The sequence below is a fragment of the Halomicrobium sp. HArcel3 genome (assembly GCF_058933135.1).
In genome coordinates, this window is sequence record NZ_JBZYDN010000011.1 from 52,852 (window position 1) to 74,004 (window position 21,153).

Genomic DNA, 21,153 nt, shown 5'->3' on the forward strand with positions numbered 1-21,153 from the left:
GAGTTCCACCAGGGAACCCCACCGCGAGACGTCCGCACGGTGCTCGAACGAGTAGAAGACGACGAAAGCGACGACAAACAGGTGGCCGAGGAGACGCTCGACATTGCACAGATTGTCACGAGCGAACCGGGACTGACGACTCTGCAGACACTCATGGACGATCCGCGGCAGTGGACGACCAGCGAGCTCGTCGACACCGCAGGCCATCAGATCGAGGACCACGCTATCGAAGAAGCCCAGGAATACGCCGCGCTGCACGCGACGCTGTTCAGCGACGTCCTTCCGGAAATGGAACGGGAAGGCATCGTGACGTTCGAGCGGGAACGCGGGATCGTCGAGTTGACCAGGCCGGGCTACGACTACGGACAGTTACTCGGGCTCGACGGAGGGACGACGACCCACGACGGTGTCGGTCGGATCACTGGTCTAGAGCTCGACGAACTACTCGATGTCTACAGCAGTGATCGGCGACAGGCTGTGCTGGCCGTTCTGACCGAGTTGGGTGGTTCCGGAACGCTCTCAGAGATCGTCACAGAAGTGGCCGAGCGGGAGACGACAGAAGACATGTCAGAGGAACAAAAGCAAAAACGAGTCTGGACCTCACTGCGGCAGTTACACATGCCTCGGCTGGACGATTCCGGACTCGTTGATTACATCGATGTCGACGAGCCCACCGTGACCGACAATGGCCGAGCAGTGCGTGAGATCATGGAGCAAATCGAGGCGCAGTACGCGGGACAGCTTGACGTTGATCTCTCGCTGGCCTACGATCTGTTGCAGAACCGTCGACGGCGGTGGGTGATCGAACTCCTCGCTACTGCAGACGGCGGGCCCAAACAGCTGGACCTGCTGGGACTCAGCAAGGAAGTCGCGGCTGGCGAAAACGAGAAACCGATCCCAGAACTCACAGATACGGAGCGAAAACGCGTCTACGTCAGTCTCTATCAGACCCACCTACCGAGACTGGATCAGGCGGGGATCGTCGACTTCGACCACGAACAGGGCACCGTTACGCTTCGCTCGGACGGTCGTACACTGCACCAGATGCAATCTGACCTCGTCGAGCGGTGTAGTGGCGCGAGCCTGCTCGAGTAACGACAGAAATCACGGATCGGAAGATCGGCAGGGAATCACCCTTAGCCTGGCTCTGGAACCTGGAAACCTGCCGCTCACAATGACACAGCGACTTCCTGAGAAAATCCACGGCTCCTCTCCCCGTTCCATTTTTATACGATACTCAGAAACCCAGTGACCAATGGGCACCGAGTCGAGCACCGACCCACCAGCGGACCTCCAGAGCTACCACGACACGCTCGACTCGGAGAACGTCACGTTCGTCGACGCCCTCAACGACGAGATCGCTGCGCTCGTCCAGAACGCACCGGACCTCGACTACGACTACGTCCTCGGGGACGTCTCGGGCTACGGCGTCTCCTCGAACGGTCACGGCCACTTCGACCTGGTCCACGAGGACGCCACCGTCCACTGCGTCGTCTACTCCTACAAACTCGACACGCTCGCCCTGGACGTCGACGACGGCACGCAGGTCGCGGTGAAGGGCGACCTCTCGTACTACGAGGCAGAGGGCCAGGTCTCCATCGTCGTCGACGACATCGTCGAGGTCGGCGAGGGGACGTACCAGCAGGTCTACGCCGAGAACAGAACAACACTCGAGGAGGACGGCCTGCTCGACCCCGACACGAAACAACTACTCCCGGAACTCCCCACCACGATCGGCATCGCGACGAGCGCCGAGAGCGACGCCAGGACGGACGCCGTCACGAGCATCCACGAACGCCACCCCGACGTCGATATCGTCGTCCAGGGCACGAGCGTCCAGGGTGACGACGCGATGATGAGTATGATGAGCGCCATCAGCGAACTCGACGACGACGCGACCGTCGACCTGATCGTCCTCACGCGAGGTGGCGGCGCCGACAAACACCTCCGGGTGTTCAACGAGACGCCGCTGTGTCGCGTCATCCACGGCACCGACACCCCGATCGTCGTCGGGGTCGGCCACGAGAACGACCGAACGCTCGCCGACGAGGTAGCCGACCAGCGCGTCATGACACCCACCGAGGTCGGTGAAGTCGTCCCGCGGAAGGACGACTTAGAAGAGGAACTCGAGACCCTCTCAGACCGACTCGAAGACGCCTACGGACGAACGGTGACCAACCGCGTCGACGACTACGAACAGGACCTCGACGGCGCGTACCAGCAGCTCGTCTCGGATCGACTCGCTCAGCTGTCCACCGACCTCGACCACGCGTTCGAGACGGTCACTCGGGAACGGCTCACCTCACTCCAGAACCGGCTCGACCACGCCCACGAGCAGCGCAAACAACAGATCATCCACGAGCAGGAGACCGCGGAGGCAGTCGAAGCCTACGAGGCCACCAGGCGCCGCCAGCGCATCGCCATCGCGGCGTTAGTACTCCTCCTGTTCCTGGCACTGGGCTACATCATCACCACTCTCTAACGACCACCATGACCGAGAACTCCATCGGCGAGAAGACCGAACGACTAGAACACATCATCACCCAGATCGAAGACGGTGAGGTGTCGCTCGAACGAGCGAACGAACTCCACGAGGAAGGGCAGCAACTCATAGACGAACTCCAAGGTCAGCTAGATATCGGGGACGGGGATGTGCAAACTCACCAGTGATTCCTCGTTGGGGCCTCGTGGTATTCAGGGGGTTCATCCCAATTCAACTGCTGTCGATTCACGGTACTCATTGAAAATGCTGGATTGGAGGAATCCACGGGGACAGTAGCTACAATCCGGAAATTCGGGGCAAATGTATTTCCAACCTGGACTGATCGTAGCAAATAGAAAAGCGAATGGGGTGTAAGAGAACCGTCCACCGTCGCGAGGTGATTAGATCGGTCGGATTGGTACCATTGAGCGGATTATCCGACCTCAATCACACCAATATCAGTATTACGACGATCGATAGCGCTAACAAAACGATCCACGAGAACGAGCGGTACACGAACGAGATCGTAGTACGGAATGAGAGCAGTCAGAGAAAGGAGATAACGGTACAGACTCAGATCAGGGACGAAAGTGACGGAACGGTTTTGGAGGAATCCGAAACGGAACCGGTCGAGTTACCAGGGAACGGTGGACGAGAACAAATAGAGATACAAACGAAAACGCTTTTGCTAGAGTCTGGTGCGTACGTCGCCGAATTCAGCATCTACAACCAGGGGTTCGATCAGCATAGTGACCCAAAAGATTCCGCACAGGTAGATTTCGAGATCGTCTCCAAGACGGAGGTAACGACCGATAAACAGTCTCCAACGAGCAGTCCGACTCGACAACCGGAGTCGCTGTCGTCTGCTACGACACAAACACCGACCGAGAGGTCCACCTCTGAAGAGGAAGCAGAATTCTCACGGACACCGTCTCCCTCTGGAGACAGTGGTAGTTTGGATGAGAGAGAGACCACCAATCAACATTCAGAAAAAGCTGCACGTGCCCCATTCGGATTGCCATCTGTCGTTTGGGAAGTAGCCCAACTAACGATGGCTCTCGCTGCTATCAAAACCCTCTCGGAGGGGTACAGGCAATATAAGAGCGACGGCCAGCGTTGAATCGCCGTGCGTTCGAGGAAAGGGGTGAAATCCACCCAGTGGATGAACTCCAGTGGCCATCGCGAGAACATCCTCCGATCCTACTGGAACACGGAAGGGGTCGGCGTGGCAGTCGCTGAAGAGGGAGGGAAGACGCGCGTGTATGCCACACGGAATTTCTGCTGAGCTACTCGCCGACACAGTAGCCCTTCCGCAACAACCCACGGGGCGGGACTGAAAGGGGCCGAGTGCTCACGAGGCGAGACCCGCCAAGCACCGCAGTGAAACGAGGAGCGCAGGTGCGGTCGCAGCCCGTGAGCGCGAGGGGGCTTTCAGACTATCCAACACCAGAGTGTGTAGAAACCGCTCTTTGTGCCAGTAACTTCCTGGAGATTCATGAGCAAACCACAGGTTGAGAATTCCCTGCATCTCAGGTGCAGAACAAGAATTAGCAGTATCATTGTTCAAACGGCCCAGACACTCACGAAGGATATCTTCGCCCCCAGGTTCCGGATAGTGTCCGTGTTCCGCATTAGAGTCCCCCTCTAGAGACAAGGCGAATCTCTCAGTACACTAAATCATCTCCTGTTCCATGCATACTGGACCTTGTGTTGGAACGAGTAGCGAGATGCGATATAGCGGGAGCGAGCCGAAACGAATCTACTGAATTGGAATTTGAGTAACAGCGGTGTTTTCCGAGTAACTCAAATTCAGCTGAGAATTTTTGAGTAAGACGATCGTCGATCGGTGAGATTATGGGTCAGAACGATCGTCTCTTGCGCGCTAACTCAAACGATGAGACCGGACGCCGTAAGTCTCGACACCCGCTCGCTAGCACTGGGAGAGACCCTCGTTGCCCACGTCTCCAATGTCACTGACGAGCCCCAGGAGACAGGAACCAAGAAGCGATACGATATCCAGTATCAGGCCGAAAGCGGGTGGCATTCCATCTTCGGGACGGAGATGGAGCAGCCGGCGTACAATGATCTCGCGTATCGTCACGGACCGAGAGAGGGATTCACGTGGGAACTGCCAGTGTCGAAAGATGGTCTGACGGGCTCGTTCGAAAACGAGGCCGCCACGTACCACGTCTGCGATACGCTCGAACCCGGGACGTACCGGTTCGTCTACTGGGGCATCACGGCCGAGAAACTCGAAAATCGAGGATACGCTATCGGCATGCCGTTTACTGTCTCCGCTGAGTGAGACCCCTGCGGTAGCGCCGAGAGCGAGCAGAATTGCGATGGTTCATACTGTTCTGACAGAACGGGCGTATGAGTGTTTTGTGAGGGGTGTCATCAGAGTCCTTCGAGAATTCCTAATTCCACGTCTGCGGAAGTTCCGTTTATCTCGAAAGGCTCCTCGTCGTAACCCGAAAGCTCGTATCTTCCTTCGGCAATCTCTGTAGAGAGGTCTCCAATCGAGGTGTCCGCCCGGAGCGTATATGTCGCTGATAGCGAGTCAGCTGGTTGCAGTACTACCGTATAATAGCCGTCGGTCCAGGATTCAACCCGATACTCATCAGTCCCAATCCCACTCGAAGTAGTATATCTCTCAGTCCACAGCAAGAGAGCGGCGTCAGTGTCTACTGAATCAGCGACGAGTATTCCAAAGGGCTTCGGCGCTCCCGACGAGACCGAGACGGTATCGTCGCCAGTGTTCGTGACTGTGATGTGAAGATCAGCAAGTGCCTCCTCAGAAGCGACGTCCACGACATCGACGGCTACCGCGTACTCGTCCGCTGGGTTGGTAACAGTAGCTTCGACGGCCACACCGCTCTGTGGTCCCTGACTGCCCGGCGTTCCGATACAACCAGCAGCCAGGAGCGACGGGCTCGCTTTCAGGAGCGCTCTTCGCCTCATTACTTGGGGTATCGTGTGAGAGATGGGTTAAACATATTCTGTGTGCCACTGCCCTCAATCAGGGAACATCGCCCCGATACCAGCCAGCACGCGCCGTCGTTTCATGACGAGTTGCTTCTGTTCTACCGGTAAATCCATTGTCTGAAGCGACTATTGTGGCTTGCAAACTCTCCTGAAGAAGGCTTGGAGTAACCGCACACCACGAATGCCTATCTCTCGATGGCCCCCGAGCTACCGACAGACGAGCGGTCGATCCCCCATCGGCTTGCGGTGCCGAGAAGATACCCGAGTATGCCATAGAAGACCGCGATCTGGGCCGAGATGAGTGCGTAGGACAGGAGGTCGTTCTGGAAAGGGAGGACGACGAATCCGGTCTGACTGTAATGGTGGTGTGCGAACGCAACGTGTGCGGGAACGTTCACCCAGCACGCCGCAAGGAGGCCCGCCCGGTCGAACGTGACTCCTACGGCGAGCAGGACGGATCCAGCGACAACGGCCCAATCGACGAGCGAGGACGGCCACAACCAGCACTCCACACCGAGGATCGGATCGAGTAGCCACACGGAGACACCGAGAAGGATGCCACTCCCCGTCGCGAGCAGGGAGTTCTGGCGGCTGGTGCCGGACAGGACCAGAGCGCCCGCTTCTCGGTAGTGCATACTCACTACCCGAAAGTGCAGTACCAAGTACTTTGAGGCGATTCCATCGTCGCTAGAAGAAGCCACCAGGACGGAATCCAGCGAGTGTCTCACTTCCGCCCCCACAAAGCCCATTATACTATTTCAGAAATCGATTGCCATGAAATCGAGACGGTCCCTCCTCGCAGCCGCAGCTCCGCTGCTGGGTGGCGGCTGCATCGGTGATTCTCCGGGGTCGAATCGGTCAGCGACGCCGACGTCCGAGACGGCCCAGCGCTCATCATCTCCGACTGACGAGTCCGAGACACCACCAGCAACCCCAGAGTGTATGCGTGGGTACACGGTCTCCATTTCCCCGTTCGCACCGACCGAACAGCTCGTCACGGGATTTCGACCTGCCCAGCAGCGGCTCGTCGATCGAATCTTTGCCGAAGACGGAGTCGTCCTCGAGACCTATGGCCAGCGGCCGATACGGAACGAGCAGTACACACGCCGTGACGGCGCGTACTACCGGATCGACTACGAACAGACTGGGTCCGAGGCGGTCCCGGCGAAGACGGCCGATCTCTCCTGGGAGAACGGCCGGGAGGCGCCCGAAGACGAAACTGTCCTCACCTACGCTGACCTCCCTGCGGTCGACCAGCACGCGCTCGAATACCTGGTGCTCGGGCCGGCGTACTCACGCGAAGGCCTCCCCAGACAGGGACTGAGTGTCGGTGACAGCCCAGCCCCGTACCCACGGGGCACTGCAGACTCAGAACTCGTCGGGGCGGGGACGACGTGGGTCGAGTGGGACGGCCGAGAGTACCGCGTCACAATCTCGACCGAGGACAGGACGAACACCCGACGGACCTTCGACTACACCGCGACTCGCGTCGCGGACTCGACGGAGTCGTTCAGAATGTACGCTGCCGACCGGTATCTCACTGTGCTGGAGGATCTATCGACCGACGAGCGAACGGTCCTCGAGGCGGCTATCGACGCTGGTGAGGACGAGGACTACGAGGACTGTAACGAACCCTCACCCGGCTACGAAAAGCTGCGAGAACGAATGGACAGCATCTCCGACCTCCCAGATCCAGCCCGCAACCACTGGTACGTTTCCTACGAGGGAGAGCGATACCTGCTCGAACTGTATAGTTTGACGAGGTGCTGAAAGAACGGTTTTTCCCGCTCGTTCTACAGGCGGAACAGGCCGAGTGCCTCGGGGCTTGACCCCGAGGGTGAAGGCCGTAAGCTCTGTTAAACGTGTTCCGTTCGCTCGATGTACTGTTCAATCGTATCGGTCGAAACGTCACCAGCCGTCCCGACGTAGTATAATTCTTCCCAGAACCCACCGCCCCACAGGTATTCCTGTAACAGAGGTTTGTGCTGTTGCCACATCTCTCGTGCTGTAATGCTCTTGACAGTCCGTACAATCTCACTAGGGGCGTGTTTGGGATGTGCCGACAAGAACAGGTGTACGTGGTCGGATGGGATGTGTAACGACAGTATCTCGTAGTCGTACTTGTCACACACCGCTCGAAAACTCGATTCCAGTGGATCTTCTATCACACCCAGTATCGAGTGTCGATACTTCGGACACCACACGAAGTGATAGTTGACATTGTATACCGTGTGGTTTGACCGTTTCTCGCCCATATAGACAGTACGTGGACAAGACTTAAGCATTTCAGTGAATAAGTAATACGTGCGAGATGACTAAACGACTCACTGTGGACTTCGAGGACGAGCTATACAAGGAGTTCTCGAAGCAATGTATCGACGCTGAGAAAACAAAGTCCGAAGTCGTGCGTGGACTCGTCCAAGACTGGCTCACCGAATCCGAAGAATGACCGACGTACAGACTCTCGTGAAGACGCTGGATTTCCAACTCAACATCCAGAGTGGCAACGAAAGTCTGCTGGAAGACGCCACGCTCGAATCACGGTGGGCCTACAACGAAACCATCCGTCTCGCCAAGCAGGGCGTGGACTGGGACGAAATCCCCGACCGTGTGGCCGATGACGCCGACCTCGTGAAAAACACTACACAACGTGTCGTAGCGAAGGCACTCGGCGCGATGGAAAACTACCACGAGTACGACGACTTCGGCCAGCCGAGCCACACCAAAGACGGCGCGTATCCGCTTCGAGCCAACTACGAAGAAGGCTACAACCTCACGCTTCGAGACGATGGAACCATGGAGTTCCGTATCAGTGCCAAACCGTACAAGCACGTCAAAGGCGTACTGGAGGGTGACGACACCCATCTCGACATTCTGCGGGCGGCACTCGCTGGTGACGAGTGGGCTATCGGAACAGCCGAAGCCCTGTTCCACGACGGAACGCCCGAGTTGCACGTCAATGTCACGAACACCGAGCGTACCGTCCGAGAGAAACAGGACTCTCGGACAGTCATCGGCGTTGACGTGAACGAAGACAACGTGGCACTGTCGGCACTGTCAGCAGAGGGCGTCGAGGATACGCTGGTCATTGAGTTCCCCGAAATCAAGTTTGAGCGTCACCGCTACTTCACGATGCGAAAGCGGGTGCAGAACGCCGAGAAACCGAGTATGCACGATACGCTTGAAGGACAGGAAGAACGGTTCGTCCGTGACCGGCTCCACAAGGTGAGCCGTCACATCGTGGAGTGGACCAAGCAGTTCGAGACACCGTGCGTCGTCTTTGAAGACCTCAAAGAGATGCGCGACAGTATCGACTACGGTACTCGGATGAACCGACGTTTGCACCACCTGCCGTTCCGTGCGCTCCAATACTACACATCGTACAAGGCCGCCTTCAAGGGTGTCCCAACAGCGTGGATTGACCCCGAGTACACGAGTCAACAGTGTCCGAGCTGTGGACACACGGAGCGAGCGAACCGCAACAGAAAGCGGTTCAAGTGTCGGTCGTGCCAGCATCAGGACCACGCCGACCGAAGTGCAAGCGTCAACATCGCTGTGAAAAGTATCGAGAAGCATCAAGACTGGAATGTGCCTGCTCTCAACAACCTTCCCCAAGTTCGGAAGGTGCGACGGCAGGCATCGGGGGCCGTGGACGCCCCGACCGTGGCCTTGGATACCGCGCGAGGGCATCATCCCGATGGTATCCGAGGCGTGTCCGACTAATCCACGGGAAGCCTCGGGGCTTGACCCCGAGGCGGTTCACGACTACGGCAACTCCCAGATCAACTCGCCGCTGCCCATCTTCGAGAGCGACAAGAGTCAGCTGTTCTTCTGGTCGGGGCCCGAGGGGCTCAGTCTCGTGCTCCTGCACGACGAACCGAGTGACGGCTCCGGGGGCGCCGTCACGATGCGCTTCGACGGCCTGCCGCTGGGCCAGGGCAGCTGGGTGACGAAGGACGACCCGAACGACTTCGTCAGCGATACCCACGCCAACTGGCACTGGAACGTCAAACGGACCGACGGCGGCGCGTTCCGCGGCGGGCTCACGAACGAGAGCGTGACGATCGATCCGGCGTTCAACGACGACGCCGAGGTATCCCCACTGGACCCCGGGACACTCGAGGTGTGGCAGGTGCTCACCGGCCGGGCGACCGACCCACGCAACGTCTCGCTCAACCAGGAGGAACCAGTCACCGTCCACGTGCCCGAGGCGCCCAGTTCGAACAGTTCCAGCGACACCGACGGCGACTCGGGGAGCGCCGCCTTCGACTTCGACCTGAGCGACGGGACCGACAGCGTCGTGGTCGCCTACCAGACGGAGCAGACGAACGTCGCGCCCGGGGCGACCGTCGAGGTGACCGGGGCGAACGGCGAAACCGTCACCGAGGACCTCAACATCGGAACCGTCGGGACTATCCAGGAAGCCGTCAACGTCTCCTCGCTGGCGGACGGGCCGGCGACGGTCACGGTCCGTGCCGACGGCGTCAACCTCAGGGCGGAACTCGTCGGTCAGTCGACGTTCGACTCCGACGGCGACGGTATCCCCGACTCCATCGAAGAGCAGACCTGGACGATGCCGAACGGGCCAGCGGAGACGTTCTCGACCGACCCCCACGACGCCGACACGGACGGTGACGGCGTCCCCGACGGCGAGGAGGTCCAGTTCACGCGAACGGTCGAAGACGGCGAACTCGTCGTCGAACCGGTCGTCCGGTCGAACCCGACGAAGACCGACACGGACGGCGACGGACTGACCGACCGCGAGGAACACGACGGCTGGACGATCGGCGTCGCGCACGACCGACAGCAGGCCGAGCGATACGCGAGCGCGAAAGCGGACTCCGACGGGAACGCCAACGCCGTCCTGACCGAGATCAACGTCACCTCGAACCCGCTCGTCGCAGATTCGGACGAGGACGGCGTCGGCGACTTCACGGAGTTCCGCGACGGCACGAACCCCAACGACGCGGACACCGACGCCGACGGGATTCCGGACGGCGAGGAGTACGCGGAGAACCTCGACCCGGCGATCCACGACCACGAGGCGCCGGCCGTCCATCCCTACTCCGTCGAGGCCGACAACGTCCAGCGGACCAGCTACACGGTCTCCCTCGGCGTCTCCGACCCGAGCGGCTTCACGACGGTCGCCTTCTACAAGAAAGGGAATCGACAGAAGGAGATCACGGCCGTCGACACCACCGCCGAGACCTACAGCGGTGTCGACATCACCGTCGACCGCGGCGTCCTCGATTCGATCTTCGCCGGTGCGAGCGGGCTGTTCCTCCCGACGACGGTCGACGTGGAGACGACCGACGTCCACGGCAACGAGCAGCGCCAGGCGATCAAGGGGCCGGACACGTTCGGCCAGGCCGCGCGCGCCTACGACACCATGCCGATCGACGCGGGCGAGACCGGCTTCGTCGGGCTGATGAGCTTCTCCTCGGGGACGACGACGGTGCTCGGCGAGAGCATAATCGGCATCGTCGAGATGGTGACCAACCCCGGGAAGTTCGTCGACCAGATGGTCCAGCTGGGCCAGATGATCCTCGACAACCCCGCAATAATCACGAAGCTCCCGGGGCTAATGGCCGACCAGATCCAGTCCCAGCACGAGACGCGCAACCCGTTCGACCGGGGTGACGAGCAGTACACCACCTTCGGTGGCGGCTGGTCGCTGGGATACGCAACCGGGACGGTCGCGCCGGCAGCGGCCTCGGGCGGCGGCAGCGTCGTCCAGAAGGGGCTGACCAAGTCGCGCAAGCTCCAGCGACTCGTCGACGCCGCCGACTCCGCGACGCCGTCCAGAGTGCCGAACGGGGTGAAACCGCACGTCCTGCGGGAGGCAGGCAAAGTCGACGACGCGCTACCGGATACGAACGTCCGGACCGGCACGCTGAGCGCGAAGCTCAACCGGATGCCAGGCCCAAAGCGGACCGAAGTCACCGAGCAGTTCGACGAACTCGACCCCCAGACGAAGCGGTATCTCGGCGATACAGACGTCCACAATCCGGCGAGTCAATCGGCAGACCTGTTCCGCAACGCCGGGCCCGACGGGCGGCGCGCGTTGAACGACCTCGCCGACACCGACCGCGAGGCCGCCGACGCGCTGCTGGAGGTGGACGACGCAGCGACGCAACGGCGGTTCGTCAAAGCGCACCAGCGGGGAGCGGTCGATTCCGACGAACTCTCGACGGCATTGAGGCGGTACGACGAACTGGACGCCAGCGGCAAAGACGCAGCCGACGATTTGCTTGCGTCCACCGGTGACGACGGGTCGAAGTTGCTGGCCAACGCCGACGACGACACTGTCCGTATCCTCGCGGACGGTTCCGGTGACGTCGACCATTCCTTCCGCCGGGCAGTGGCTCGGGCAGCAGACAGCAATGCGATCGATTCCTACGCTCAACTGGACCGGGCAGTTCGACGATTCGATGATTTAGACGGTGACCGTGCAGACACGTTCCGTCGGCTAGCAGCAGACGATACGACGGGTGATTCTTGGCTTCGTGTCGCTGGTTCATCGGATATAGATAGCGACAGTGTCCGAAGAACGATCGACAGAGTCGAAGAAATCGAACACGGGTCCAGGGTCGAAAGATACAGAAAAGCCAGCGACGTTAATGATCGAGATTTCGATTCTAGTACCGAAGATCCCTACACCGAGGGAAGTATTGTAGTCGAGTTCGAAACTACGGAAAAGATGAGGTTCGCCCGTGTCCACGGAGACTCAAATCAGGCTCGGTCCTGGATGTTCCGAGATCGAGGTGAAATCGAGGGGCTCTCTCCTGCCGAAATCAAAGAGAAGTATTCGCTACCAAATAAGCCGACATTTGTCTCTGACGTGGAGGTTCCTGAAGGGACGAGTGTGAGAACCGGTGATGTGGCTTCGAACTTCGGTGGCCGACAGGGTGCAACACAGTTCGAGCTGCTCGACCGACTCGATGCAAGTTCCTTCACCAACCCCAAGGAGTTGCCGCTATGACTGAAATTTCTGCGAGCGGGAATACTCTTCAGATTGGGAATCAGACTGTCGAATTTGAGTACGGTATTGATGATCTAGTGCAGCTAAACGGGATAATCGTGGTTCTGTTGAACATCCCGACTGGAGAAACGAATAACCGCAACGTCATTGGCCTTGATCAGAATGGCTCAATCCGTTGGCGAATCGAAGAACTAAATTCCGAGAGGACTGATAAACCATACGTCGAGATTGACATCACCAACGGTGAACTTGTTGCGGATAATTGGATGGGTGTTCAGGCAATTGTAGACATAGATACCGGTGCAGTCAAAGATACGAAACTAACGAAGTAGGTATCTCAGCTGTATTGGGACCCCGAGACGAGGCATATCGAAGGTACGTGCAAGGGAGATGGCGTTACGCATCTCTACAACCCGGATACCGGCAACAACGTTATTCTGGATCCAGATGGAAAATTCACCTTCGAGTGGAAGTTGAGAAATCCCAGAGACAGCACCTGATTCCACCGGAGACTTGAGGTAACCGCAGCGAGGAATTCGTTGCTGATCTATCTCAATTAAAGTCAGTTGGTTCGGATTGATACGCACAAGATACACTGGATCTGAAGGAAACGATATACCATGGACGATGACCAAATGATTACGCTCGCTCTCAGCGAGAGCGAGGCACTCGTGATGTTAGAATGGTTGGACCGGCTGGAAGAACCGGAGAATCTCGATGGTTTGCCCCCGTTTGAGTCTGCCGCACTGCGATTGCGCTGGGATCTAGAGGCCATGCTGGAGTCGGCGCATCCATACGTATTCGCCTCGGATTACGAGTCGCGACTCCAGACGGCAATCGACGAGGTTCGTGACGAAGACACCCCAGAGGACTGAGTCGAAAACGTGACACAGAACGGGCGACTGCTGGACCACTGACTCCGGTTCACTGACGCAACGGTGTATCGGTCGAGATAGACGACGCCGTCTCGTCGGCGTCCGTAGAACGAGAACGCTACGAGAAAGAAAATAGAAAAAGACGGTGTCCTGGGAGGATCGTAAGATGGACGATCAGATAGCTGAAATGTATCTCGAACTCATCCGTTCGTATACCGACGGACGGATGACTGCGAAGGAGTTCATGCACGAGTATATAGACGCATTCAAGCACGTGGCCCACGAGCCGCCAACAGACGAGCGATACGACGTGGTCGAGTCACTGTTTTTCGCATGTGATGAATACTGTGATGACCCGGAGCTAGACGTGACGTTTAGCATCGGTGAAGACCAGTTCTTCGAGGAGGCGGCCTATGCTCGGCGGGACCTGGAAGCGTTGCTGAACGAGAGCGAGGATTCCGAATCCGCCGAGTGAGGGGGCGGGAACCGCGTCGTCGAAAGTGCTGAATGGAAGACCAGCACACCCGCGGGGACTTCCGCGAAGGTCGAACGCGTCTATCCGACCGGGGGCACCGCAGTTCGTCGGTGGCCCAACGATAAGGGCCGGTGGGAGAACTGGACTAATAGTGGCTAGGTCGCAGGAAACGGCGACTACGACCTCGCAGTGACCCGGAACGGCCAGACGGAGTACGTAGAAGTGAAAACGCGAACTGGTAACGGGTTCACGAAGAGATGGGTCGGCGATATAATATCAGATATTAACGGCAAGTACAAGAACGCACAGCAGTCAGATATCGATATTACGGAAGACAATAGCGTCTTGGAGCTGCGAGCGAGAGGGGAGGCGAACAGTAAGCAATCGGCAAGAGAGGCGGTGCGTGACGCCGCCTCTAATGCAAATGAAGTAAAAGCAAATGAGATCAGGATCGTGTTCAAAAACGGCGACGCCATCTCGGTCAAATCGTGGACATGACTGATCAGGACGTTCGGGTGTCTACGGATAGCGGTGTCGCCTGGGAGTTCCAAGTTTCGTCATCGGCGTCGACCTTCGCCGAACAGGCGGCGGAAATGGAAGCCCATTGCGAACAGCTATTCGGGCTGTTTGGCGATTTCATCACGCCGACCAGACTCGTCTACTATCTCGATGTGTATCCTGACGACCAGCCCATCGAGGCTCTCAGCAACGATAGTGGCGATGAGAAATCCGCGAAACGCGAACTGGTGGACGAAGATGGGATCACTTGGACGGATTTTGCGGAATCCGCGAGAATCGACGGGCCCGGCGCCCGTTTAATTCGAAATATTCCATTCGAGTCCAATCGGTTGTGCGTCCGCTTGGGTGATGAAGACGTATACGTAGAACCGGAAGACTGTGTATTGTATGACAAGGGAGAACCACGCCAAGCTAATCATAAACTGAAGCCACTTTCACTCTCTGCCTCGTTTTGGTCTACCAGCGAAGACAGTCCGGTAGAATCCGAGTTCATGTACAGTTTCGGAGTAACGCTTCGGAGTGATATCTGGGTAAAACAGACCGAGCCCGGTCAAACGAACAGAGCGTACCTCGGGGCGTTCCTCTCGAAACTGGCCGATTCCCTTTCGCCAGTGACGGTGAAACGTGAGATATATAGTTCCGATTTCTGGCACGATCTCTCCCTGTATCCTGCTGAGATAGGTACTGTCCCCAACGACCCGGCCGATGAGTACTGATCAGTACTGACAGAAGTTCTGCCGGTTCTTGACACCGTATCTTGTGACCATCACAGGTGGGGAAATGGATAGTTCCACAGTAATACAGTTATGGATCCGCAAATCGGTCTCCCTGGAGAGTATTCTGGAAGCCGAGTGACGTAGCGATTTAACCTATGATTTGGGTCATAGCACATGTTCCCTCCGTACTTACACGTTCTATTTCGCCAGGCAAGCTTCGGTTCGCTTTCGACGACCTGGCGGAGATGATCGAGTGACCATGGACGAACCCTACCACATCGGCTTCGTCGCCGACGAGACTCCAGACACACGGGCGCTGTACGAAGCGTGTCTACACGCTGGGTTGACGACAACTCACGACGGACGGACTGACGTCGTCGCGAAGTAGAATATCGGAACTGAACGACACCAGGACCAGGATCCGGAAGCGGTCGTGGCAGCGCTCGAACGACCAGATAACGGCTCCCTGTACTGCTGGACTGAATCCGGGATGCGGCTTCGGGTCGGCTTCACGCACGCGACGACCGAACGTGAAGAGCGATGGGGCAGAACTAGTCTCGGCTTCCAGACCAGCGAGATAGATCGGAGCCACCACGACGAGACGGTGGTCGCCGCCCGAATCCAGGAACTCATCGACGTCGTGGAAGCGTTTGTTCCGATCGTCGATCCCGAATACGTCTGGAGTGTGGTCTACATGGAAGGCGTGGTACCTGAAACTGTCATGCCCGACGGACGCCCGGTTCCGGATCACGTCGACGAACTCCCCTGGCTCACCATCATGTCCGAGCGCGTGATCGAGCAGTTCGGCGGTCGGGGTCGCGTGCTCGAAACGCCGGCGTGGCGCGTCACGGAGTTCGACTCGGGCCACGTCATGCTCGTGCTGGAAGACCATCCGTACGAACCGACCGACTCACTGGCCGACGACTGTGAAGCACACCTATTGACGGGGTAAGAGACCCGTTCTCCCGGCTGTATCGATCATCGGTGGGTCAGATGCATCGAACCGCGTCGGACCCAATTCGGTGTGCGGAACTCGTCGCGGTGCCCGAGAACGCCGTTGCATTCGGGATCGAGATCCGTGCACGACGAGCGGGTCACGGATTGCCAGCAAAGCCCGGATTCGACGGGAGAGTTTACAACGTCCGGGGACCTGGCGAGGTAGTATGTCGGACGGGACCGCTATCGCCGCGTTCTACGAACTCGACCAGGCCGCCGACGTCGTGGATTCGGTTATCGACGCCTGTTCGGCAACGGGCTTCGACGTCGATTCCCTCGTAGCGAAGGACTGGTACGAGACGCAACTGGAGTCAGTGATCGTCCCCCACGACCAGTGGTCCATCAATCTGGAGGTGAACCACAGCGACGAGCGTGGGCCCGACGAACCAGCCGTCAGTCTCGGCCTCGGTTCGAAGATCTATCCGTCGTCGCTGGACGACGCGGCGGGGTACCAGCGGGAGATGGACGCCCTCTTCGAGTTGATCTGTCGGCTCGCAGCGAGTGTCGCCGCGGGGTACGTGGCGCTGTTCGATTCGGAGAGGCGGGCCATGGGAGTCGTGCCGACGGGTCGCCCGATCGGGGACGCAGTCGAGCGGCCGCCGATCGTGGGGATCTACTCGGCGGACGTCCTCGACCAGTTCGACGGGTTGGACGGGCTGTACGACTCGCCACCGTGGTACACGGCGACGCTTCCAACCGGACAGACCGTCGTCGTCGAGTCGGAGACTCCCTGGGTCGACGGCGGGTGGCGGCCCCCGACCGAAGCCGAGTACCTGCAAGGCGCCGCCTTCGGGGACGGGAGAACCAGTGACGACGTGGACACCGCAGAAGCGCGCGGCCTGGCCGACCCGTTTGCAGCGCTCGACCGGGGCGAGTACGGTGCCGACGTGTGCGTCCACCGCGACGACATCTCACGGGCGTTTCCCAACGAGGACTTGCACCTCGTACGGGTTCGCATCGACGAGAACGGTGACCTCCGCCGACTCGACGGTGACGCCTTCGTCCGGAACGTCGTCGACGACCCGGGCGACGACGCCGCGTTCGTCAAGCGGATGCTCGCTGACGTTCCGGCTGACGCAACCGGAGGTGACACCATGGTTTCGGCGCTGCTTCACGAATCCGTCCCGACCGAATTCGTCCGCCTGGAGGACCCGGACGACGAGAACGTCGTATCGAGAGTCATGGATCTCGACGTCGACGCCAGCAAGTTCGAGTTGCTCGTCAGCCTCGGTCGTGTCGCGCAACAAGACGACTTCACCGGTGAGGATCTCGCATCGATCGAGGGAGCGCTCGAGACACTCCAGCAACTCGAAGACACCGAGGCCGTCGAGCGGTACGTCCGCGAGAACTTCCTTTGAATCGAGCGACCCGATCCCAGACCCTCGTGTCGTATCGGGCGGCATCGCCGGCGTCGGTACAGTGCGAGTGACGGTAGCGACGACGCCGTCGACGTCACCAGTCGATGGGCCTGTCCGGGCGACGTCGACCGGTTAGTCGTCCGCTCTGCGTCCTCTCCTACCGCAACCGGCCGAGCAGTTCGTAATCCTCGTCCGGCGTGTACCGCCTGAACAGCAGGCTGTTCGTCAGCACGGACACCGAGGAGACGGCCATCGCCGCCGCGGCCAGCACCGGCTGGAGCAGGCCGAGCGAGGCCAGCGGGATGAGCGTCGTGTTGTAGCCCAGCGCCCAGACGAGGTTCTGCTTGATCTTCTGGAGCGTGGCCTCCGAGATGCGGATGGCTTTCACGACGTCCTGCGGGTCGTCGCGCATGAGCGTGACGTCCGCGGCCTCGATGGCGACGTCGGTGCCGCTGCCGATGGCCGTCCCGACGTGGGCGACGGCGAGCGCGGGCGCGTCGTTGACGCCGTCGCCGACCATCATCGCCTTGCGGCCGTCCGACTGGATGGCCTCGACGGCGTCGGACTTGTCCTCGGGGAGGACCTCCGCGCGAACGTTCGCTGGGTCGATGCCGACCTGTTCGGCGACGGCGCGGGCGGTCCGTTCGTTGTCGCCGGTGATCATCATCACGTCGGTGCCGCGCTCGCGCAGGGCGGCGACGGCGTCCTTCGCGCTCTCTTTGACCGTGTCCGCGTCGGCGACGACACCGACGAGGTCGCCGTCCGCGGCGACCAGCATCGCCGTCTTCCCCTCGCTCTCGAGGCGTTCCATCGTCTCGGCGGCGGGCTCGGGGTCGACGCCCGCGTCGCGCAGGAGTTTGCGGTTGCCGACGAGCACTTCCCGGCCCTCAACCGTGGCGCGGATGCCGTGGCCGGGGACGTTCTCGAAGTCCTCGGCGTCGGGAACGTCGAGCCCGCGTTCCTCGGCGCCGTCGACGATGGCACGCGCGAGCGGGTGTTCGCTGCCGCGTTCGGCGGCGGCCGCCAGCCGGAGGACGTCGTCTTCACTGCGTGCCTCTCGGGCCTCGACCGTTCCGCCGTCCGTTGCTGCTGGTCCGCCGTCCGCGACCGGAGCCCCGTCACTGTCGACGGCGACGACGTCGGTCAGTTCCATCGCGCCCTCGGTGAGCGTCCCGGTCTTGTCGAAGACGACGGTGTCGACGTCCTTCGCGCGTTCGAGGACGTCGCCGCCTTTGAACAGCACGCCGTTCTGGGCGCCGATGGTGGTCCCGACCATCGTGGCAGCGGGCGTCGCCAGCCCCAGCGCACAGGGACAGGCGATCAGGACCGCGGAGGCGAAGACGACGACGGCGAACTCGAAGACGGAGACGGTGCCACCGGCCACCGCGGGGCCGCCGGCGACCTGGCCCCACAGCGGGAGCCAGTCGACGAAGCCGGCGAGCGTCTCCGGGAAGAGGAACCAGACGACGCCCCAGAAGACGGCGTTGGCGATGACCGCGGGGACGAAGTACGCCGAGATGCGGTCGGCGAGGTTCTGGATCTCGGGCTGGCGGGACTGGGCCGCCTTCACCGTCTCGACGATCTGCTGGAGGGCGGTGTCGGCGCCGACCTTCGTCGCTTCGACCACGAGCACGCCGTTCTCGTTGATGGTCGACCCGACGACCTCGTCGCCGGCGGTCTTCTCGACGGGGACGGACTCGCCGGTGACCATCGACTCGTCGACGGCGGACTGGCCGTCGACGACGACGCCGTCCGTGGGAATCTGCTCCCCGGGGCGGACCTTCATCCGGTCGCCGACGTCGACGTCGTCGAGCGGGACCTCTTGCTCGGTCCCATCGTCCTCGACGAGGGTGGCCGTCTCGGCCTCCATCTCCAGGAGCTTCCGGAGGGCGTCGCCGGCCTGCCCCTTCGAGCGGGCCTCCAGGTAGTTACCCAGCGTGATGAACACGAGGATGAGCGCGGCGGTGTCGAAGTACGTCTCGCCGGCGATCAGGCCGAGCAGGACGGCGACGCTGTAGACGTACGCCGTCGAGGAGCCGAGCGCGATGAGGACGTCCATGTTGGCCCGGCCGTTCTTCACGAGCGCCTTGTAGGAGTTCACGTAGAACGGGCGCCCCAGCACGACCTGGACTGGGGTCGCGAGCAGGAAGCCGACCCACTCGAAGGGGAACCCGAAGACGGTCTCGGGCAGGAGCGTCCCGCCCAGCAGGAACTTGTCTGCGAGGAAGACCAGGAACGGGGCCGACAGGGCCGCGCCGAACAGCGTCAGCCGGCGCTGGCGCCGGATCTCCTCGTTTCGGGCGGCGTCGCGACGCTCCTGGTCGGACTCGCCCGAGGCCGCGCCCTCCCGGACGGGCGAGTAGCCAGCGTCCTCGATTGCGTCGTACAGCGCGTCCCGTGAGATGTCTTCGGGGTTGTACGCGACCTGGGCCTCGTCGGTCGCGTAGTTCACCTCGGCGTCGAGCACGCCCGGGACCCCCTCGAGCGCCACCGCGTTCGTCTCGGCGCAGTTGGCACACGTCATGTCCGAGATGGCGATGGAGACGGTGGCCCGCTGGGGCTCGTAGCCGGCGTCCTCGACGGCGTCGTATATCTCGGCGAGCGAGACGACGTCGGGGTCGTACGTCACCGATCCCTCGTCGGTGGCGTAGTTGACGGCCGCCTCGCTGACCCCGTCGAGAGCCTCGACGGTGTCGGTTATCGTCGCCGAACAGTTCGCACAGCTCATGCCCTGGATCGCCAGGTGTGTGGTCCGCCGACTCATTGTGTAGTTGTACGGGACCCTCGTTTACCCCCTTTACTCACACGCGTCCAAAGTCCAGTCACTTACAGAATTTCGAATCCAAAGTGCTACGCGCCCTCTTCGAGGCGTTCGTAGCGGTCCTCGAACCGGCCCTGGCACGACGGGCAACAGAAATGGTACACCTGGTCGTCGATACGCGTCGAGGAGCCCTCGCTGTCGACGGTGTTGCCGCACTCGGCGCAGGTGAGTGCGAACTCGGCACCGTCGAGCGACGGGTGCCAGGAGACGTCGTCCATCAGCGTCACCGCGTAGTCGGCGCCGGCGTCACCGAGCAGGCCGTCGACCCACTGGCGGACCTTCTCGACCTGTGCGCGGGCGTAGAACCACACCTCGCCGTCGGCGGTGACGAACACGTGCTCGACGGCGTCGGCCTCGCCGACTCGCTCGCGCAGCGCGTCGACGTCGGCCGCGCCGCGGACCTGGACGAACACCGGGACGCCGGCGTGTAGCTGTGACCGGTCGACGTCAACGGTGAACCCGTTGACGACGCCGGCCTCCTGGAGCCGCGTGACCCGGTCAGAGACCGCCGGCCCCGACAGACCGACCGCGTCGCCGATGTCGCTGAACGGCCGTCGGGCGTCCTCGGCGAGGTACCGTAGAATCTCCACGTCAGTCTCGTCGAACTCTCGCATACACGGCGTTCGGGCCCGCGCGCCAATATATCGTCCGGTGGGAGTTCAGTTTCGAAGGTGATCGTCTCCGATCGCTTCGGAATCGAAGGAGAAACCCACATAGCCGGGGCGTGCCTACGAGACAGTGTCATGAGCGAAACCATCACCGTCGAAGGGATGTCCTGTGAACACTGCGAGCAGACCGTCGAGGAGGCGCTCGAGGGCGTCGACGGCGTGACCGACGTCTCCGTCGACCGTGAGGCCGAGACGGCGACGGTCGAGGGCGACGCCGACACGGGGTCGCTCGTCGCGGCCGTCGACGACGCCGGCTACGAAGCGTCGGCGTAGGTT

The 21,153-nt window shown here is 60.6% G+C and carries 22 protein-coding genes; 17 read left to right on the forward strand and 5 right to left on the reverse strand.

What is annotated here, in order from left to right; genetic code table 11:
- The first annotated feature begins 81 nt into the window (after positions 1–81).
- The 4 genes from AC5FRV_RS19700 to AC5FRV_RS19715 all read left to right on the forward strand — a co-directional run bounded on the left by AC5FRV_RS19700 (position 82) and on the right by AC5FRV_RS19715 (position 4,787).
- A complete protein-coding gene (locus tag AC5FRV_RS19700; RefSeq protein ID WP_493562782.1) occupies positions 82–1,095 on the forward strand; it encodes a DUF7344 domain-containing protein in 1,014 nt (337 codons plus the stop codon).
- A gap of 160 nt (positions 1,096–1,255) precedes the next feature.
- On the forward strand, positions 1,256–2,482 hold the full coding sequence (gene xseA / locus AC5FRV_RS19705) for an exodeoxyribonuclease VII large subunit (protein ID WP_493562783.1): 1,227 nt from the start codon (positions 1,256–1,258) through the stop codon (positions 2,480–2,482).
- Between the two features lie 8 nt (positions 2,483–2,490).
- The gene (xseB, locus tag AC5FRV_RS19710; RefSeq protein WP_493562784.1) at positions 2,491–2,670 is read left to right on the forward strand and encodes an exodeoxyribonuclease VII small subunit; all 180 of its coding nucleotides are present in this window, start codon (positions 2,491–2,493) and stop codon (positions 2,668–2,670) included.
- A 1,706-nt stretch (positions 2,671–4,376) separates the two neighbouring features.
- Positions 4,377–4,787, forward strand: a complete 411-nt coding sequence (locus AC5FRV_RS19715; RefSeq protein WP_493562785.1) for a hypothetical protein — start codon at positions 4,377–4,379, stop codon at positions 4,785–4,787.
- Positions 4,788–4,879: 92 nt separating this feature from the next.
- Here AC5FRV_RS19715 and AC5FRV_RS19720 read toward each other — a convergent pair whose 3' ends face one another.
- Together AC5FRV_RS19720 and AC5FRV_RS19725 are read right to left on the reverse strand one after the other, a co-directional pair.
- Positions 4,880–5,443, reverse strand: a complete 564-nt coding sequence (locus AC5FRV_RS19720) for a DUF8130 domain-containing protein (RefSeq protein ID WP_493562786.1) — start codon at positions 5,441–5,443, stop codon at positions 4,880–4,882.
- Positions 5,444–5,652: 209 nt separating this feature from the next.
- The gene (locus tag AC5FRV_RS19725) at positions 5,653–6,102 is read right to left on the reverse strand and encodes a hypothetical protein (protein ID WP_493562787.1); all 450 of its coding nucleotides are present in this window, start codon (positions 6,100–6,102) and stop codon (positions 5,653–5,655) included.
- A 307-nt stretch (positions 6,103–6,409) separates the two neighbouring features.
- On the opposite strand from AC5FRV_RS19725, the gene AC5FRV_RS19730 reads away from it, so the two are divergent.
- On the forward strand, positions 6,410–7,237 hold the full coding sequence (locus AC5FRV_RS19730; RefSeq protein ID WP_493562788.1) for a DUF7979 domain-containing protein: 828 nt from the start codon (positions 6,410–6,412) through the stop codon (positions 7,235–7,237).
- Between the two features lie 86 nt (positions 7,238–7,323).
- Here the strand turns inward: AC5FRV_RS19730 and tnpA are convergent, their stop codons facing one another.
- Positions 7,324–7,722, reverse strand: a complete 399-nt coding sequence (tnpA, locus tag AC5FRV_RS19735) for an IS200/IS605 family transposase (RefSeq protein WP_493562789.1) — start codon at positions 7,720–7,722, stop codon at positions 7,324–7,326.
- A gap of 56 nt (positions 7,723–7,778) precedes the next feature.
- On the opposite strand from tnpA, the gene AC5FRV_RS19740 reads away from it, so the two are divergent.
- The 11 genes from AC5FRV_RS19740 (at position 7,779) to AC5FRV_RS19790 (ending at position 17,388) form a co-directional block, all read left to right on the forward strand.
- Positions 7,779–7,916, forward strand: coding sequence for a plasmid partition protein ParG (locus AC5FRV_RS19740; protein WP_083258760.1), 138 nt, complete (start codon positions 7,779–7,781; stop codon positions 7,914–7,916).
- On the forward strand, positions 7,913–9,190 hold the full coding sequence (locus AC5FRV_RS19745; RefSeq protein WP_493562790.1) for an RNA-guided endonuclease InsQ/TnpB family protein: 1,278 nt from the start codon (positions 7,913–7,915) through the stop codon (positions 9,188–9,190). The genes AC5FRV_RS19740 and AC5FRV_RS19745 overlap by 4 nt, the downstream gene beginning before the upstream one ends.
- Entirely contained in the window at positions 9,165–12,449 is a 3,285-nt protein-coding gene (locus AC5FRV_RS19750) for a hypothetical protein (RefSeq protein WP_493562791.1), read from the forward strand. Before AC5FRV_RS19745 ends, AC5FRV_RS19750 begins: the two co-directional genes overlap by 26 nt.
- Positions 12,446–12,781, forward strand: a complete 336-nt coding sequence (locus AC5FRV_RS19755; RefSeq protein WP_493562792.1) for a DUF7957 family protein — start codon at positions 12,446–12,448, stop codon at positions 12,779–12,781. Before AC5FRV_RS19750 ends, AC5FRV_RS19755 begins: the two co-directional genes overlap by 4 nt.
- Positions 12,782–13,069: 288 nt before the next feature.
- A complete protein-coding gene (locus AC5FRV_RS19760) occupies positions 13,070–13,324 on the forward strand; it encodes a hypothetical protein (protein WP_493562793.1) in 255 nt (84 codons plus the stop codon).
- 166 nt (positions 13,325–13,490) lie between these two features.
- Positions 13,491–13,799 (forward strand): colicin immunity domain-containing protein, encoded by a 309-nt coding sequence (locus tag AC5FRV_RS19765; RefSeq protein ID WP_493562794.1) that lies wholly within the window; start codon positions 13,491–13,493, stop codon positions 13,797–13,799.
- A 189-nt stretch (positions 13,800–13,988) separates the two neighbouring features.
- On the forward strand, positions 13,989–14,297 hold the full coding sequence (locus AC5FRV_RS19770) for a hypothetical protein (RefSeq protein WP_493562795.1): 309 nt from the start codon (positions 13,989–13,991) through the stop codon (positions 14,295–14,297).
- Positions 14,294–15,034, forward strand: a complete 741-nt coding sequence (locus AC5FRV_RS19775; protein ID WP_493562796.1) for a hypothetical protein — start codon at positions 14,294–14,296, stop codon at positions 15,032–15,034. The genes AC5FRV_RS19770 and AC5FRV_RS19775 overlap by 4 nt, the downstream gene beginning before the upstream one ends.
- A 259-nt stretch (positions 15,035–15,293) precedes the next feature.
- Positions 15,294–15,422 (forward strand): hypothetical protein, encoded by a 129-nt coding sequence (locus tag AC5FRV_RS19780; protein WP_493562797.1) that lies wholly within the window; start codon positions 15,294–15,296, stop codon positions 15,420–15,422.
- A 102-nt stretch (positions 15,423–15,524) separates the two neighbouring features.
- On the forward strand, positions 15,525–15,986 hold the full coding sequence (locus AC5FRV_RS19785; RefSeq protein WP_493562798.1) for a hypothetical protein: 462 nt from the start codon (positions 15,525–15,527) through the stop codon (positions 15,984–15,986).
- Between the two features lie 211 nt (positions 15,987–16,197).
- The gene (locus tag AC5FRV_RS19790; RefSeq protein ID WP_493562799.1) at positions 16,198–17,388 is read left to right on the forward strand and encodes a hypothetical protein; all 1,191 of its coding nucleotides are present in this window, start codon (positions 16,198–16,200) and stop codon (positions 17,386–17,388) included.
- Between the two features lie 157 nt (positions 17,389–17,545).
- On the opposite strand, the gene AC5FRV_RS19795 is transcribed toward AC5FRV_RS19790, so the two are convergent.
- Together AC5FRV_RS19795 and AC5FRV_RS19800 are read right to left on the reverse strand one after the other, a co-directional pair.
- On the reverse strand, positions 17,546–20,152 hold the full coding sequence (locus tag AC5FRV_RS19795) for a heavy metal translocating P-type ATPase (RefSeq protein WP_493562800.1): 2,607 nt from the start codon (positions 20,150–20,152) through the stop codon (positions 17,546–17,548).
- 86 nt (positions 20,153–20,238) lie between these two features.
- Complete coding sequence (locus AC5FRV_RS19800; protein ID WP_493562801.1) at positions 20,239–20,823, reverse strand: AsnC family transcriptional regulator; 585 nt, start codon at positions 20,821–20,823, stop codon at positions 20,239–20,241.
- A 129-nt stretch (positions 20,824–20,952) separates the two neighbouring features.
- On the opposite strand from AC5FRV_RS19800, the gene AC5FRV_RS19805 reads away from it, so the two are divergent.
- Positions 20,953–21,150 carry a heavy-metal-associated domain-containing protein gene (locus AC5FRV_RS19805; RefSeq protein ID WP_493562802.1) on the forward strand — a complete coding sequence of 66 codons (198 nt, stop codon included), beginning with the start codon at positions 20,953–20,955 and terminating at the stop codon, positions 21,148–21,150.
- Positions 21,151–21,153: the final 3 nt, after the last annotated feature.

Excerpts from the sequence above, each read along its gene's own strand:
- AC5FRV_RS19765 (WP_493562794.1), top strand. The coding sequence starts at position 13,491 with ATGGACGATCAGATAGCTGAAATGTATCTCGAACTCATCCGTTCGTAT.
- AC5FRV_RS19795 (WP_493562800.1), bottom strand. The coding sequence starts at position 20,152 with ATGAGTCGGCGGACCACACACCTGGCGATCCAGGGCATGAGCTGTGCG.
- AC5FRV_RS19805 (WP_493562802.1), top strand. The coding sequence starts at position 20,953 with ATGAGCGAAACCATCACCGTCGAAGGGATGTCCTGTGAACACTGCGAG.
- AC5FRV_RS19775 (WP_493562796.1), top strand. The coding sequence starts at position 14,294 with ATGACTGATCAGGACGTTCGGGTGTCTACGGATAGCGGTGTCGCCTGG.
- AC5FRV_RS19780 (WP_493562797.1), top strand. The coding sequence starts at position 15,294 with ATGGACGAACCCTACCACATCGGCTTCGTCGCCGACGAGACTCCAGAC.
- AC5FRV_RS19725 (WP_493562787.1), bottom strand. The coding sequence starts at position 6,102 with ATGCACTACCGAGAAGCGGGCGCTCTGGTCCTGTCCGGCACCAGCCGC.
- AC5FRV_RS19785 (WP_493562798.1), top strand. The coding sequence starts at position 15,525 with ATGCGGCTTCGGGTCGGCTTCACGCACGCGACGACCGAACGTGAAGAG.
- AC5FRV_RS19800 (WP_493562801.1), bottom strand. The coding sequence starts at position 20,823 with ATGCGAGAGTTCGACGAGACTGACGTGGAGATTCTACGGTACCTCGCC.
- AC5FRV_RS19740 (WP_083258760.1), top strand. The coding sequence starts at position 7,779 with ATGACTAAACGACTCACTGTGGACTTCGAGGACGAGCTATACAAGGAG.
- tnpA (WP_493562789.1), bottom strand. The coding sequence starts at position 7,722 with ATGGGCGAGAAACGGTCAAACCACACGGTATACAATGTCAACTATCAC.
- AC5FRV_RS19730 (WP_493562788.1), top strand. The coding sequence starts at position 6,410 with ATGCGTGGGTACACGGTCTCCATTTCCCCGTTCGCACCGACCGAACAG.
- AC5FRV_RS19745 (WP_493562790.1), top strand. The coding sequence starts at position 7,913 with ATGACCGACGTACAGACTCTCGTGAAGACGCTGGATTTCCAACTCAAC.
- AC5FRV_RS19760 (WP_493562793.1), top strand. The coding sequence starts at position 13,070 with ATGGACGATGACCAAATGATTACGCTCGCTCTCAGCGAGAGCGAGGCA.
- AC5FRV_RS19750 (WP_493562791.1), top strand. The coding sequence starts at position 9,165 with ATGGTATCCGAGGCGTGTCCGACTAATCCACGGGAAGCCTCGGGGCTT.
- AC5FRV_RS19755 (WP_493562792.1), top strand. The coding sequence starts at position 12,446 with ATGACTGAAATTTCTGCGAGCGGGAATACTCTTCAGATTGGGAATCAG.
- xseA (WP_493562783.1), top strand. The coding sequence starts at position 1,256 with ATGGGCACCGAGTCGAGCACCGACCCACCAGCGGACCTCCAGAGCTAC.
- AC5FRV_RS19715 (WP_493562785.1), top strand. The coding sequence starts at position 4,377 with ATGAGACCGGACGCCGTAAGTCTCGACACCCGCTCGCTAGCACTGGGA.
- AC5FRV_RS19790 (WP_493562799.1), top strand. The coding sequence starts at position 16,198 with ATGTCGGACGGGACCGCTATCGCCGCGTTCTACGAACTCGACCAGGCC.
- AC5FRV_RS19720 (WP_493562786.1), bottom strand. The coding sequence starts at position 5,443 with ATGAGGCGAAGAGCGCTCCTGAAAGCGAGCCCGTCGCTCCTGGCTGCT.
- xseB (WP_493562784.1), top strand. The coding sequence starts at position 2,491 with ATGACCGAGAACTCCATCGGCGAGAAGACCGAACGACTAGAACACATC.